5 protein-coding genes are annotated in these 15,553 nt (G+C 69.5%); 3 read left to right on the top strand and 2 right to left on the bottom strand.

What is annotated here, in order from left to right; all coding sequences use genetic code 11:
• Positions 1-200 precede the first annotated feature (200 nt).
• The gene (locus ACIQ7Q_RS30655; RefSeq protein WP_403869235.1) at positions 201-872 is read right to left on the bottom strand and encodes a hypothetical protein; all 672 of its coding nucleotides are present in this window, start codon (positions 870-872) and stop codon (positions 201-203) included.
• 219 nt (positions 873-1,091) lie between these two features.
• Positions 1,092-6,032 (bottom strand): DUF3320 domain-containing protein, encoded by a 4,941-nt coding sequence (locus tag ACIQ7Q_RS30650; RefSeq protein ID WP_403869234.1) that lies wholly within the window; start codon positions 6,030-6,032, stop codon positions 1,092-1,094.
• A gap of 275 nt (positions 6,033-6,307) precedes the next feature.
• Between ACIQ7Q_RS30650 and ACIQ7Q_RS30645 the strand changes: the two genes are divergently transcribed.
• From ACIQ7Q_RS30645 to ACIQ7Q_RS30635, 3 genes are read left to right on the top strand one after another with little or no spacing between them, the layout of a single operon-like run.
• The gene (locus ACIQ7Q_RS30645) at positions 6,308-7,477 is read left to right on the top strand and encodes a protein kinase (RefSeq protein WP_403869231.1); all 1,170 of its coding nucleotides are present in this window, start codon (positions 6,308-6,310) and stop codon (positions 7,475-7,477) included.
• 58 nt (positions 7,478-7,535) lie between these two features.
• Positions 7,536-10,418 carry a DEAD/DEAH box helicase gene (locus ACIQ7Q_RS30640; RefSeq protein WP_403869228.1) on the top strand — a complete coding sequence of 961 codons (2,883 nt, stop codon included), beginning with the start codon at positions 7,536-7,538 and terminating at the stop codon, positions 10,416-10,418.
• Positions 10,419-10,438: 20 nt separating this feature from the next.
• Positions 10,439-15,529, top strand: a complete 5,091-nt coding sequence (locus tag ACIQ7Q_RS30635) for a class I SAM-dependent DNA methyltransferase (RefSeq protein WP_403869225.1) — start codon at positions 10,439-10,441, stop codon at positions 15,527-15,529.
• The last annotated feature ends 24 nt before the right edge of the window (positions 15,530-15,553 follow it).

Genomic DNA, 15,553 nt, shown 5'->3' with positions numbered 1-15,553 from the left:
CGGGAGTATGCCGGGGTCTGCCACCCATCTGCTCATGATGGTGAGCCTAGGAGCCGCCACCGACATCAAGGGGACGCTGCCCACGACCCGGGCACCCAGGACGGCGGCTCCGGCACTTTGCGTGGAACGGCGACCGGTACGTCGCGGGCGCCTCTCTGCCCCGCCAGCCGACCGGAAGCCTCTGCTGTACTGCCCGCCGGTCAGTACATGCCGTCGAGCAGCGGCTCACGACCACTGCGCCGGAGGTAGTGGCCGCGCCATCCCGCCGCCAGGGTGATCAGCGTCCAGCCTGCGACGCCGCCGACCAGACCGTCCAGGCGCCCCTCAGGGTCGACGTCCTCGGCACGCTCCATCGGGACCAGTCCCTCGGGATCGCGGACGACATCGATCCGATCACCCACGCTCAGGCCGGGATTGCTGCCGCGGTACCCGAGCGTCTCGTCCAGCTCGCCCTCGGGACCGGCGAGTGTGAACCGGTGATGGTTGCTCGACGTCCCCGCCGCGCTGTCCGCGGTGACGACAACGCTCTCGCGCACGCCACGCCGGTCGAGCGCGGCCTCGGGCGCGTACTGCACGGAGCCGACGAGGACGAACAGGGCGGGCAGGACGGACAGCAGCGCCAGCCACCACGCGTGGTGCAGCACGCGCAACACGATCATGAAGGCGAGGACGAAAACACAGCCGGTGACGATGGGCACGACATCGTGGCCCAAACTGGCGTACGCGATGGCGGTGTTGCCGGCGGCGACGCCCCAAGCCATCAGCAGCACGGCGACGGTCGCCAGCAACGACCGCCCCGCACTCCCTCGCCGGGGCTGCGGGGTCGGCGGTCCGGGGCGACCGGCCAAGGCGCCGGGGGCTGCTCCATTCATGGGCGCAGCATAGACGTTGGTGATACGGGGGCGCCCGGAGGGGCCGGGGCCGGCACGGGATGCGCAGGGTGCCCTGGGGGCTGGGTCCCCTGGAGAACCGACCTGGTGAGCGCCGGGTCCTCGTAACACCGGACTCGGGCCGTTGCCGCTGGCGTACCTCAGCGGGAACAGCGTGCACTCTCGGGAGCGGCCACTCGGAGGCGGCCGCTCAACCCGTGGTCAACGCACCGCGCTGATGCGGTCCGGCCCGCCCTCCAGCCTTCCGAGGCGCTCCAGTTCCAGAAGGTCGGCGGCCAGGCAGTCGCGGATGTCCTTGCCCGTGCGCCGCCAACCGAAGTAGTCACCGGCCTGTTTGATCAGTTCGTCCTGTGACATGCCCGGGCACTCGAAGGCGAGCTCGCAGAGCGCGACGTACCGTTCGGACGGCGCGATGTGAGCGATCTTCCGTGGAGTGTCGCCGGCGAGGGGCGTGCGCGCCTTCAGTTCGGATCTGTTCGCAGTGTCGAAGCACGGCCCGTCCGCCGTGATCAGCCTCGATCGCACGAGGGTTGCCGCCACTGCGCGGACGTTGTCGCGGATACGGTTTCCGGCGCGGCCCACTCCCCATGCCTCTCTGGCGCGCAGCACGAGCAGATCCTCGTGGATCGGGCCCTCCACCTCGATGATCTGAGCCAGCAGCCGACGCAGTTGCGGCCGGGCTTCGGGCGTATGCAGCTCGTAGGGGGAGGAGACCGTCACAGAGGCGATGCGGTACTCGGCACTCCACTCCCGCTCCATGTCGGTGTCCACCCGGACGCGCTCCGGCTCGGCCGGTTCCACTGCCGCCTGCCGTGGCAAGGGAACGGTGACGACGGCACCGGCTGCCGCAGCGGCGGCGCTCACGGCGGAGGTCGTTGCTGGGGCCGACGCGTCACGAGGCTCTGCCGAGCGTGGCTCCCCCGTGCCCGCGATGAGCGGCCCCTGGGCGATGGCATGCTCGACCGCTTCACGCAGGCGCAGCTCCGCCCCTGCTCGGCCTCGGTACCAGTCAGTCCCCCAGATCCGGTACAACCGCCACCCCAACCCGTTCAACACCTGTTCCCGCAGCCGGTCCCGGTCGCGTGCCGCCTTCGACGAGTGGTACATCGCGCCGTCGCACTCGATGCCGAGCGCGTACGCCCCCGGCATCTCCGGGTGCCGGAGCCCGATGTCGATGCGGTATCCGGCGACGCCGACCTGCGGCTGGACTGTGTACCCCCAGCCGCGCAGCACTTCGAGGACGGATTCCTCGAAGGGGCTGTCGGGTTCGGCGTCGCCTTGGACGACGTCACGTGCCAGTACAGAGGGGCCGCTCTCCGCATACTCCAGGTAGCGCTTGAGGTACTGGACGCTCTCGTTGCTGCTGTCCGGCAGGCCGGTCCCTCGGAAGGAGGCGATGACCTCCATGCGGTAGCGGGCGCGGGTGACGGCGACGTTCAGGCGCCGCCAACCGCCACCCTTGTTGATCGGACCGAAGTTCAGCCCGAGCTTGCCGTGCTCGTCGGGCCCGTATCCGATGGACATGATCATCACGTCGCGCTCGTCGCCCTGGACGGATTCGAGGTTCTTGACGAAGAAGCCGTCGAGACGGTCGTCTGTGAAGCAGGGGTCCAGGTCCGGACGCGTCAACCGGGCCTGCTGCACGGCCAGATCGATGGCCGAGGCCTGCGCCTGGGAGAGCGCCACCACGCCCAGGGTGCGGCCGGGGCGAGTGTCGAAGTGGTGGATGACGCGCTGCGCCACGAAGTCGGCCTCGGCCCGGTTGTCCCTGCGTCCGCCCCGGTCGTACACGCCCTCCGCCTGGAGGAAGGCGACACCGACGTCGTTGCCCTCGTCCAGCGCACCGGGGAAGGTGATCATTGAGTTCTTGTAGAACTCGCGGTTGCTGAAGGTGATCAGGTTCTCGTGGCGGCTGCGGTAGTGCCAGCGCAGCGGCAGCTCGCGCAAGGAGCCCGCCTTGCACGCGTGGAGCAGGGACTCGAAGGAGTCGGGCACGTCCTCGTCGTACTCGTCACCGTCGTCCTCGGCCGCGGAGTCGAAGAACGACGTCGGCGGCAGCTGCTTCTCGTCGCCGGCGACGATCAGGGTGCGCCCGCGGTAAATGCAGTTGATCGCGTCTCCTGGGCGCACCTGTGACGCCTCGTCGAAGACGACGACGTCGAAGGCATAGTCGGCGGGAAGGAGTTGGCTGACGGTGAGCGGGCTCATCATGAAGCAGGGCTTGACCGGCTGCACGACCTCGCGAGTGCGGGCCAGCAGATCGCGCACGGGCATGTGTCTGGTCTTCTTCTCCGCCTCTCGGGTGATGACGGCGCCACCGCCGCTGCCGAACCGGCGCGGACGCCTCTTGTTGCACGCCTCGATCACCGCTCGGCCGGCCGCGGCGACCAGTCGGGTGTCCGCTTCCCGGAAGTTGGCGACCCGTGCGTCGAGGTCGTCGGATCGGGTGGTGCGCAGTCGTTCGTCGCTTGCGAGGATGCCGTCGGCCCAGGCGCGGAGCAGTGCCTGCTCGACCACGTCGGGCAGCAGTTCCGGGGAGAGCGCACGCTCGGCGGCGGTGGAGACGATGTCGTCTGCTCCGTGCCGGGCCAGGACCGTCAGTCCTTCCCGGTGGGCCTGCCATTCCTCGGGGCCTCTGCAGTCGTTGTCGAGAGTTCCGACGACCTGCTGCGCCTGGTCGAAGGTGCCGAGCAGAAGGGGAGACAGCTGGGTGCGGCGGGCCGCGTCGAAGAGTTCGACGACCGCCTCCGCCGAGGTGGACCAGCGTGCTGTACGCCGCGTGGTGATGTCGCACCAGTCGGCCAGTGCTCTGCGGACGTTGGCAGCGAGCAGCGCGGCCAGGCGGTCCCTGTCCGCTTCGTCAGCCAGCTGCTCCGCCGCCCGGTCGACTTGCTCCGCGTCACGGGTCAGGGCGGCGATCCGGTCGCCGGCGGCGAGGGCCGCGTCGAGCCGGTCCAGATCGGACTCCGTCCGGGGCGTGTAGTGCCCGAGGACGGCCTGATGCGTGTCGGCGAGGCGGGCGGTCTCGCCGGCCGCCGTGTGCCAGGCGAGGGCGTCACCGAGCCGGGCGGCTTGGGACTTGTGACAGGTCCCCGCCATGGAGAGTGCGGCGACAGCGGCTCGGTCCGACTTGAGCTGGGCGGAGAAGCGGGCCAGTAGCCCCTTGTGCTGGTCGGCGAAGCGCGCGGCCAGCTCCGGCAGTCCAGGCGCGCCGACGACCTGTTCCCCGAAGACGTCGTCGGCCGCGGCACGGGCCGCGCGCTCGGCGGCCAGGGCCCGGCGCATGTCGTCCGCCGCCGTGTGCGCGGCCCGCAGTCCGTCGGAGGAGAACCAGGCGGCGAGGGGGCGGTGTTCGGTCTCCGTAAGGTCGGCGAGCTCGCACAGGGCGAAGGCGGCTTCCGCGGTGTCCTGTTTCGGCATGCCGAACAGGTCCGCAAGCTGGGCCGTCTGGTCGGAGACGTCCTCGGGCAGTGCGGTGTCGGCGGACGCATCGGGCGGGTCGGGCAACCCCGCCCGCACGGCCCGCACCGTCTGCTGGAGTTCGCGCACCGAGCGGGGCTCGTCCCGGCCGGCGGCGAAGGGGCGGCGGGCTGCGGCAGCTGTGACCGCTTGGAGTGCCTCGGCGGCCTCGGTGACGGCCTGCTGCGGGGCGGAGCCGGTCAGCCCTCGCCAGGCGAAGGCCTCTCCCTCGGCTGCGGGCCGCCAAGCGCGGCTGACGGCATGGGCGGCGTGGACCGCTTCCTGGAGCGCGCCGGCACTCAGCTTCTGCGTCTTCCCGGCCTTGCCTGCGGAGAGGGCGAGTTGCGGCGTCTCCTCCTGTTCGAGGCGGACGAGACGTCCCAGTACATCGTGCAGGGTCCGGCCGAGTGGCTCGCGTACCTGGTTCATGGCCGCGGCGTAGGCGGACAGCTCCTCGCGGAGCCGCCGTGCGTGTTCGAGCTCGTGCTCCGCGGCGCCGGTCACGCGCGCCTCCGTGGTGAGCACGCGGGCGAGTTCGGTCGCCACGGCCTTCTTGCTGGTGTCGGCGCTGTGCAGGGCCAGGACGAAGTCTCCGAGGCCGACGCAACGCAGGCGGTTGCGGACCACGTCGAGGGCGGCCGCCTTCTCACTGACGAACAGCACGCTGCGCCCCGCGTGCATGAGGGCCGCGATCATGTTGGTGATCGTCTGGCTCTTGCCGGTGCCGGGCGGGCCGCTCATCACGAACGAACGCTGGTCGAGGGCTGCGGCGATGCACTGGCGCTGCGAGGCGTCGGCGTCCAGGACGAGGGGTGTGCGTTCCGGCAGTTGCACCTCGTCGATGCGGTCCGGATCGGGCGGTTCGAACCCGATCAGGTCGTCGGGGAGACCGGCGTCCGGGCCGAGGGCTACCGCCCGGACCAGCGGGTGCGCGAGGATGCGGGCCTCGTTCTGCTGGAGGTCCTGGTACATCGCCTCGCGGTGCGAGGCGAAGAGGCCCAGCACCAAGCGTTCGTCCACGGACCACTGCTTGAGCCCGGAGACCACTTTGCGCGCGGCCGTGAGGACGGCGGGCAGGTCGGCGGGGTCGCAGTCGGTGACGGGGGTCCAGTCGACTCCGAGGCGCTCCGCCTTCACGGCGAGGGCAGGGTTGTGGACGCGGTCCTGCCCTTCGGCCGGGTGCAGCCGGTAGGAGCGGCTGCTGTCCCGCCGGAGTTCGACGGGGACGAGGACCAGGGGCGCGAGGCTGCTCTCGTGGGCACCCTCCTCACGCCAGTCGAGCATGCCGACCCCGAGCCAGAGGACCCAGAGACCGTAGTCGTTGAACATCTGCCCGGACCTCTGCCTGAGCTGGTAGAGGGCGCTGCTCAGCGAAGCCTGCGTGGCTTTCTGGGTGACAATGCCGGGCCGGGGGTCCGCCGCCTTGCGGATGCTCATCCCTCCGCTGTCGCTCGCATCGTCGACCGGTGCGAAGTCGAGTCCCTTGGCAAGGCCCCCCAGCAGGACGGAAGCGGCTGGTGACGTGATCTCCAGGGTGGAGGTCCGTGTGTGCTTGAAGTTCAGCAGCCGGTTCCGTCCACCCATGTCCAGCAGGGAGTTGCGCCACCCGTCGAGGACCGCTTTCAACCGGTCGAGACCGGGGTCGTCCGAGGCTGCGCGTGCGGTGGCGGACTGATGGGGCATACGGCGGGGACCTCCTGGACCGAACGGGCAGGGGCAGCCGTCTTCACAGTTCCCCCCTGATGAGAATGTGACTATCAGGCAGAGTGGAGCGACGCACCGAACTCCCACACCCGATATGAATCTGTTGTGAAGGCTCGAACATTCGGTCAGAAGTGAACGTTTTCTCGCAACGGGCCGGCCTCCCGGGTCACCCGATACCTGCTCCGCGGACGGACACGGTCGACTACCGTGTGTCGGACACCTACACCACCCGAACGAGCTGGACGAGGACCCGCGTGCAGACCACCCCGCTGAGCCCAGAGGACCCCTCCGACCTGGGCGGATTCGAGCTCCTCGGCCGGATCGGGCACGGCGGCATGGGGCAGGTCTATCTGGGCGAGTCCCAGGGCGGCGAGCCGGCTGCCGTGAAGGTGATCAAGACGTCCGTGGTCGACTCAGAGGCCCGGCTGCGCTTTGCGCAGGAGATCGAGGTGCTCAAGACGGTCTGGGGCCCGCGCATCGCCGCCTTCCTCGACGCCGATCCCGAAGCGGAACGCCCGTGGCTCGCAACCGAGTACGTCGACGGCCCGGACCTCCGCAAGCACATCACGACGCACGGCCCCCTCCCCCACGTCCTCACCGCCTCCCTCGGCGCGATCCTCGCGGAAGCCCTGGCGGCCGTGCACAAACAGGGCCTGGTGCACAGGGACCTCAAGCCCGCGAACATCCTTCTCGGCCCCAACGGCCCCAAGATCATCGACTTCGGGCTCGCGGTGTTCACCGAGACCACGGCCACCCTCACCGCCCCGAACACCGTCATGGGCACCCCGGCCTGCATGTCCCCGGAGCAGGCGAACGGCATCAAGCCGCACGAGCCCCCGGTGGACGTGTACGCCCTCGGTGCCGTCCTGCTCTACGCGGCGACCGGCCACTACCCGTATCAGGCCGACAACATCCACGTCCTGTTCCACCAGATCACCGACCCGTCGAAGGAACCGGACCTATCGGGGGTGCACGCGGAGCTGCTTCCCCTGCTCACGGCGATGCTGGCTTACACGCCCGCCGAACGGCCGACGCTGGCCGAGGTGGTACAGCAGTGCCGGACCGTGATCGAGGCGCAGGGCATGAAGGTGGCCCAGGCCCGCCGGCGCCTGACGACGTTCACGGCACCGGGGCCGGGACAGCCGTCGCCGTCCGAGGCGCCGACGCTGCCCGTGCAGCAGGCGCCGCTTCCCACGCTCCCGCTGGACGTGCCACCGACCGTCGCCTGGACGCCCACGGTCGAGGTCGCGGAGCCTACCGCACCATCTCCGGCCGTGGTCCCGGAGCCGACCTCGCACGAGCCGGCCCCGAGGCCGCTGAAGCCGAAGCGGCCCGCAGCCCCCGCGCCTCTGCGCCACTCGGTGCTCGCACGCAAGGTGGCGCAGCAGCTGCGCGAGACGTACGCGCAGACCGCCGCGTTCTGACGCTCCTCACCGTCCGCTTCACCCCGCATTCACAGATCAGCCCCAGGAGACAGCGCCCGTGACCGTCGAACAGGAGCGCACGGACGTCCGTCCCACAACGAGTCCCGCCGAGGCGGCGCAGTACCCGCCCGGCGCGCAGATCGTCGTCCGCGACGAGGAGTGGCTCGTACGGAACGTCACCCGCACCGCGCACGACGGCGACCGGATCGAGGCGGTCGGCGTCTCGGAGTTCGTCCGCGACCAGGAGGCCGTGTTCTTCACAGCACTGGACGACGTGGAGCTGATGGACCCGCGCCGCACCAAGCTGATCGCGGACGGCTCGGCGAGCTTCCGCCGCGGCCGCCTCTTCCTGGAGGCCGTGCTCCGCAAGACCCCGCTCCCCCAGTCCGAGCGCGGTCTCGCCCTCGCCGACAGCTTCCTTCTCGACTCCCTCCCGTACCAGCACCGCCCGGCGCAGCTCGCGCTCTCGGGCGCGAACCTGCGCCCGCGCCTGCTGATCGCCGACGTCGTCGGCCTCGGCAAGACCCTGGAGATCGGGCTGACGCTGGCGGAGCTGATCCGGCGGGGACGCGGCGAGCGCATCCTCGTCGTCACCCCGCAGCACGTCCTGGAGCAGTTCCAGCACGAGCTGTGGACCCGGTTCGCGATCCCACTGATCCGCCTCGACTCGACGGGCATCGAGAAGGTTCAGCGGGAGATCCCGGCGGGCCGGAACCCGTTCACCTACTTCAAGCGGGTCATCGTCTCCATCGACACCCTGAAGAACACCGACCAGTACAAGCATCACCTGGAGCAGATCCGCTGGGACGCGGTCGTCATCGACGAGTCGCACAACCTGATCAACCGCGGTTCGCTGCGCAACCAGCTTGCCCAGCTCCTCGCCCCGCGCACGGACGCGCTGATCCTGGCCTCGGCCACCCCGCACAACGGGAACGCCCGCTCCTTCGCCGAACTGATCGCTCTGCTCGACCCGGCGGCGATCCACGACCCGGAGCACTACGACGCCGACGACATCAAGCACCTGTTCATCCGCCGGACGAAGGTCAGCCCCGAGGTCCGCGAGACGATGAAGGGCCAGTGGGCGGACCGCGGCCCGTCGGAGTCGGTGCACTGCGCGGCGACCCCGGCCGAGGAGAAGGTGTTCGAGGAGCTGGCCCGGGTGTGGCTCCCGGCGGACGGCACGTCGGTGAGCGAGGTGCCGCTGTTCCCGTACACGCTGCTGAAGTCGTTCCTGTCGTCGCACAAGGCGTTCCGGGCGACGGTGAACGCGCGGGTGAAGACGCTGGAGAAGAAGGACTTCGCCGACCCGGACGCACCGGAACGCGTCGCACTGGAACGACTGCGCGAGCTCACGGCCGGGATGACCGAGGCCGACTCGGCGAAGTTCGCGGCCCTGGTACAGCAGTTGAAGACCATCGGCGTCGGCCCGAAGTCCGACACCCGTGTCGTTGTCTTCTCCGAGCGCGTCCAGACCCTGGAGTGGCTGCGGGAGGCGGTGCCTGCGGCGCTCGGTTTCAAGGGCAAGGCGCTCGACGAGGCCGCGCGGGTGATGCACGGCGGGCTCTCCGACGAGCAGCAGATGCAGTGCGTCGAGGACTTCGGCCTCGGCGACACCCCCGTACGCATCCTCTTCACGGGTGACGTCGCCTCCGAGGGCGTCAACCTTCACCGCCAGTGCCACCAGTTGATCCACTACGACGTGCCCTGGTCGCTGATCCGCATCGAGCAGCGCAACGGCCGTATCGACCGCTACGGGCAGGCGCACCGGCCGCAGTTCCGCGCACTGATCCTCACCAGCGAGGTCGACGGTGCGAAGGACGACCGGACGGTGGCAGAACGCCTCCTGGAGCGCGAGGACGAGGCCCACCGCTCGCTGGGCACGGCGGAGGCGGTTAGCGGGCTGTACCGGGCCGAGGCCGAGGAGAAGTCCCTCGTCCAGGACCTGCTGCGGGGCCGCACGGTCGACGAGTCGCTTCAGCGGTCGGCCGAGGACGCCGCGGCGGCCACGGACGACTTCCTGGCGGACTTCTTCGCGGAGGTCGACGCCTTCGACGGCACCGAGGCGGCCCCTGCCGCGTCCGAAGGTCCCGCGGCACCGGCCGACGACGACGGTACGGGCCCGGCGCCCGCGCCCGCCGTCGTACCGCGCCTGTTCGCCGGGACGCGGGAGTTCGTCGACGAGGCGCTGCGCGAGGTGTTCCCGGACGCGCAGCGGCAGTTGGAGATGGACCGCGACGACGAGACGGGCCTGATGTCGTTCCGCCCGCCCGCGGACCTGGTCCACCGGATGAAGGCCCTGCCCCCGGACTACCGCCGCGAGCAGCGCCTCCACGAGCGGATGCTGGTGACGCTCAACCGCAAGCTGGCCAGCCTGTCGCTGGTCCGTGCCCGCGAGTCGTCCACGTCCAGCTGGCCCGACATCTCGCTGTTGACCGACCTCCACCCGGTGGTGGAGTGGCTGACGGACAAGGTTCTGGTCAACCTGGGCCGCCAGGAGGCCCCGGTCATCACGGCCGACGTCCCCGCGCCCACCTACCTTGTACAGGGCATCTACTCCAACGCGCTGGGCCGCCCGACCGTCGTGAAGTGGATGACCGTACGGGACGGCGTCGCCTCCGACGACATGGTCGACGCCTTGCGCCGGGCCGGTGTCGGCCCGACGATGGCCAACCCGCTGCACTCCCACGACCTCGACGCCCTCGCCGCCGGCATCCCGGACGCGCTGCGGGCGGCGGAGATGTTCCTCGACCAGCACAGCGACGACTGGGACCGGGCCCTGGAGCAGCCGATCGAGCAGTACCGGCAGCGCCTCGGCGACTGGGAGCAGATCGGTCTCGGCGGCACGACGAAGACCGACCTGACCCGGCTCGCCGACTCGCTGCTGACGACCGGACGCCCCATGCTCCGGATCCTCGCCGTCCTCGACGCGGCCTCGCACTGAACCGGGAGGTTTTGACCACCATGACGTACGACTCCCTGGTCAACCGCGGCGACTACTTCTCCGCGCACTACCTGGCCGAGGTCTTCCCGAAGGACCTCAAGTCGGGCCTGCTCGCGAAGTGGAAGGAACGCGAGGAGGAGGCGAAGGCGACAGCCGCTTCGGAGACGACCGCCGAGGACGCCGAGTCCGCTGCCGAGCCCGCCGCCGACGCGCTGCCCGTCACCCCGCGCCTGGGCCTGCGGGGGCTGCGCCGCCCGTACTTCACGTCCCGCGCGTACTTCGCCGACGCGGCCGGCGACGACACGGCGGACGGCGACGCCCTGACCTACGACCGGCCCGAGTGGCGCACCCGCGCGGCCGAGCTGAACGCCTCCGTGCTGCGCGCCTTCGGCTACGACGCCAAGCCGCAGACCCTCACCGTGCGACGCGCCGACACCCCGTACGAGGTGGAGGTCGCGCACGCCGAACCGGGCCTCGTCGCCCTCGACTGCGGCTGGGCCGCCGAACCGGACGCCGCCCTCGACCCGGACGGCTCCGGCCGGCTGCTCCACCCGCTGCGGCTCGACGGGCAGAACACCATCACGACCGGCTCCAAGCTGGCCTCCTTCCTCTTCGCGAGCGAGGACGCGCCCCGCTACGTGCTGCTCCTCGTGGGCGGCGTGATCGTTCTCGCCGACCGGGCGGCATGGGGCGAGGGCCGCTACCTGGCCGCCTCACTGGACACCGCGCTCAACCGCAACAACACCAAGGACGGCCAGGAACTCGACACCCTGGCCGCCCTGTTCGGCGCGGACTCGCTGCGCACCCCGGAGGAGGGCGGCGAGAACCCCCTTGCGGGCCTCGTCGACAAGTCGACCAAGCACGCGGTCGGCGTCTCGTCGGAACTGCGGGACGGGCTGCGCGAGTCGGTCGAGCTGATCGCCAACGAGGTGCTGGAACGCATCCGCTCGCAGGGCGTCCGGCCGGAGGAGGTCCGGGACCTGCCCGAGCTGGGGCGGCAGCTGACCCGCGAGTCGCTGCGCTACCTCTACCGGATCCTGTTCCTGCTGTACGCGGAGGCCCGCCCCGAACTGGGCATCCTGCCGTCGGACTATCCCGAGTACCACCAGGGCTACGGGCTCGGGCGGCTGGGTGAACTGGTCGCGGAGCGCGACCTGGTCGGCGAGAAGGCGCGCGAGGGCTTCTACCTGTACGAGTCGCTGGACCTGCTGTTCAGGAAGGTCCAGGACGGCTACCGGCCCCGGCGCACGCACGGGGCTGCGGCCTCGGAGACCGCGGCGGTCTCCGAAGACATCGGCCTGCGCTTCGAGCCGCTGCACTCCAAGCTCTTCGAGGGCGAGTCGATCCGCCTCATCGGCGCCCGGTCGGTGCAGGACCCCCGTCACGACGAGGACGAGACGGGCGAGCCCCGGTACCTGGACACGCGTCTGCGCAACGCCACGCTGTACCAGGTGCTGCGCAAGCTGATGCTCACCAAGGGCAGGAAGGGCGAACGCGGCGGCTTCATCTCGTACGCCCAGCTCGGCATCAACCAGCTCGGCGCGGTGTACGAGGGCCTGATGTCGTACTCGGGCTTCGTCGCGGGCGAGGAGCTGTACGAGGTCGCGAAGGGCGGCGACCCGAAGGACGGCTCCTGGCTCGTCCCGGCCTCGAAGGCCGACGAGTACGCGGACGCGGTCTTCGTACGGCGGCGTGACGACGAGACCGGCGAGGAGCGCCGGGTCCGGTACCGGCCGGGCGCGTTCGTGTACCGGCTGTCCGGGCGTGACCGGCAGACCTCGGCGTCGTACTACACGCCGGAGTCGCTGACGAAGGTGACCGTGCAGCTGGCACTCCAGCATCGGCTGGACCAGGACGGCACGAAGACCGAGGCGCGCGAGCTGCTGGAGTGGAAGATCTGCGAACCGGCCCTCGGGTCGGGCGCGTTCCTCAACGAGGCGATCAACCAGGTCGCGGCGGAGTACCTGCGGCGACGGCAGGAGGAGACCGGCGAGGCGATCGACACGGAGAAGTACCCGGTCGAACTCCAGAAGGTCAAGGCGTACATCGCGCTGCACAACTCGTACGGGGTCGACCTGAACGAGACCGCCGTGGAGCTGGCGGAGGTGTCCCTCTGGCTGAACACCATGCACCCGGGCATGGAGGCCCCGTGGTTCGGCCTGCACCTGCGGCGGGGCAACTCCCTGATCGGCGGGCGGCGTGAGATCTACGGCCCGGAGAAGCTGAAGAAGGGCGGCTGGCTGGGGACGACGCCGGAGCGCTTCCCGCTGACGGCTGCTTCGGACGGTCTCCCGGAGGGGTCCGTGCACCACTTCCTGCTGCCGGCGAAGGAGTGGGGCGCGGTCGCGGCCGAGAAGGAGGCGAAGGCGCTCGCGCCGGAGGACGCGAAGCGTCTGGCGGCGTGGAGGAAGGCCATCACCAAGTCGCCGAGTGCGAAGCAGACGGCGAGGCTCCAGGGGCTGGCGCGCAGGGCTGAGTACCTGTGGGGGCTGGTGTGCAGGCGACTCGAGATCTCGGAGCGGGACATCTCGCGCCGGATCGACGTCTGGGGCGCGGAGAGCGAGTGGCTGCGCCAGCCGGTGGAGGCGGTGCAGCGGGAGGACGTGCTCGCGGACCTGGAGGCCGTGGACACGCCGTACTGGCGGCTGAAGACGCTGATGGACGCGTGGTGCGCGCTCTGGTTCTGGCCGGTGCAGAAGGCGGGGCTGCTGGACGGGTCGGACGGCGCGTACGAGCGGGGCTCCGCTCCTGCTCTGGCCCCGGAGGTCGCTGCCGAGGACGAGGGTGTCCTGATGGCGTGGGAGGTCGACGCACTTCCGGGCTTCGGTGACGACGCCAAGCAGCTGTCGCTGACGCGGGAGGACGTGGACCGGCGTCGTACGCGGGGCGCGCGGAAGTCGGCGGGAGGCGCGCAGCGCCGGGAGGTCGTGCCGCTCGCGGGTCTGGACGACTGGCTGGAGTTCGCGGAGTCGTTGTTGGGGACGCAGGAGGTCCCGGCGGACTCGCTCATCTCGGAGTTCGAGTCCCTGAGCGAGCTGTCCCCGTACGAGGACGATCTGCCGGACTACATGGGCATGGACCGGGCGCATCACTTGGAATCGCGGTATCCGTGGGCGAGCGCTGCGCGGGATGTGGCGCTCCAGCAGGGCTTCTTCCACTGGGAGTTGGAGTTCGCTCAAGTCTTCGGGCGGGGCGGGTACGACTTGCAGGTGGGGAATCCGCCGTGGGTGAGGCCACGGTGGGAGGAGACCTTGGTTCTTGCGGAGCGCGAGCCCTGGTTCGCTCTAGCCGACCGTCCAAATGCGGCAGAGTGGCGCCTCCGCAAGGAGGACGCGTTGAAGACACCAACGGGCAGTCCAGGCTTCCTCCTCAAAGAGTTGGCTAACCATGCCGGGGCCGTCGCCGTGCTGGGCAGTCAGGCCACATACCCGCTCCTTTTCGGAACACAGGGCGACCTCTACCGCGCTTTCATGGCACGGGTGTGGCAGCACACTGCACCGCATGGCAGTGCGGGCATGATCCACCCCGACACTCACTTCAGCGGCGTACGTGAGGGTGCCGTCCGAGCCGCCACATATCGCCATCTCCGAGTTCATGCCCATTTTGTGAACTCGGCCAACTGGGCATTCGAAGACCTTTCCCGTTCTCAAGAGTTTGGGATGCACGTCTACGGCACATCACGGGACCCCGACTTCCTGCATGTCAGCCAACTCCGCGACGCTGACGCACTGCCCGCTTCATTGGCGCACGACGGGCAAGGGGAGATGCCCGGCATCAAGCACAACGGCTCATGGGATATCCGACCACACCGAGAGCGCGTTGTGCACGTCGACTTGACTCTGCTATCCAGTTGGCAAGCCCTGACGGGATCAGGAAGCAAGGCAGAGCAGACCTCTCTCTTGTACCCGGTCCTCGTGGGTGAGCAAGGAGCAATCGAGGCGTTGGCCGCCTTTCCTCACAGCCTCGCCGATTATCGCCCCGTGATCACTCGGGGATTCGAAGAAGCCGACGCCAAGAAAAGCGGGTTGATTCGCTGGGGCAACCAGACTGTCCCCGAACTCAAGGACGCCATTCTCCAAGGACCACATTTCGCTTGCGCGAACCCCTTTTACAAAGAGCCGATGATTCCTTGCCGAAACCAACGACATTGGGAAACGCTCGCCCCTACAGAACTGGCTAACAGTCATGTCCCCGTCAGCAATTATGTACGAGCCGCCGACGAGGCAGCTTACCTGGCGGCACAGGACACCTGGCTGGAGAAACCCTCCACGTCTTACTTCCGGTTGGCCTGGCGAAGGATGATCCCCTTCAACACCAGCCGTAGCCTGCAGGCCGCGCTCATTCCGCCCGGCCCTTCCCATATCGATGCCGTCAATTCCGTGGCCCTGAAGGACAATCGAGTAACCGCCCTCAGCGCAGGCTTCTGGGCCGCCCTCCCCCTTGATTACCTGCTCCGCATAACGGGCCGTTCCGACCTCCGCGTTGCTGAAGCCCGCAAGATGCCAGCGCCTGACCCGAGACACCCCCTTGCCCCCGCCCTGCTCCTGCGCACCCTGCGCCTGAATGCACTCACAACCCACTACGCGCCACTCTGGGCGGAGTTGTTCGATCTCCGATGGGACGGCTACGAAGATTGGGCGAACCCCCATTGGCCGCATCTGAAGCCTCTCGCTTCCGACATCAAACCGATGTGGGAGTACTCCACACCACTCCGGACCGAGCACGAGCGTCGAGCAGCCCTTGTTGAGCTTGATGCCCTTGTGTCGGTCTGGCTCGGCATTACTGCCGACCAGCTGGTCGCGATCTTCAGATCGCGTTTCCCGCAGCTCTACGACTACGAGATGGCAACCTACTTCGACGTCAACGGCCGAAAGATCGCAGCTGACTTCAACACCTACGGCCATGGCCAGACCAAGCAGGACTACCTCGACCTCCTGGCTCACCTGGAGAACCCCACCACGCCACCCCCCGACGGGTATACCGCGCCCTTCTACAAGGCCGATCGGGAGGCCGAGATGCGGGCCGCGCACGCCCACTTCCAGACGCGGCTCGACGCGGAGATCGCCGCCGGCCGCTGGTCCCCGCCAGAACTGGCCCGGGTGGATGCCTGACTCAAGGCAGCAGGGCGGTTCCCA

It is taken from the genome of Streptomyces sp. NPDC096176, from assembly GCF_044763255.1.
In the GTDB taxonomy this organism is placed as follows: Bacteria; Actinomycetota; Actinomycetes; order Streptomycetales; family Streptomycetaceae; genus Streptomyces.
This window is presented reverse-complemented; position numbering and strand designations above follow the sequence as displayed.

Excerpts from the sequence above, each read along its gene's own strand:
- ACIQ7Q_RS30655 (WP_403869235.1), bottom strand. The coding sequence starts at position 872 with ATGAATGGAGCAGCCCCCGGCGCCTTGGCCGGTCGCCCCGGACCGCCG.
- ACIQ7Q_RS30635 (WP_403869225.1), top strand. The coding sequence starts at position 10,439 with ATGACGTACGACTCCCTGGTCAACCGCGGCGACTACTTCTCCGCGCAC.
- ACIQ7Q_RS30650 (WP_403869234.1), bottom strand. The coding sequence starts at position 6,032 with ATGCCCCATCAGTCCGCCACCGCACGCGCAGCCTCGGACGACCCCGGT.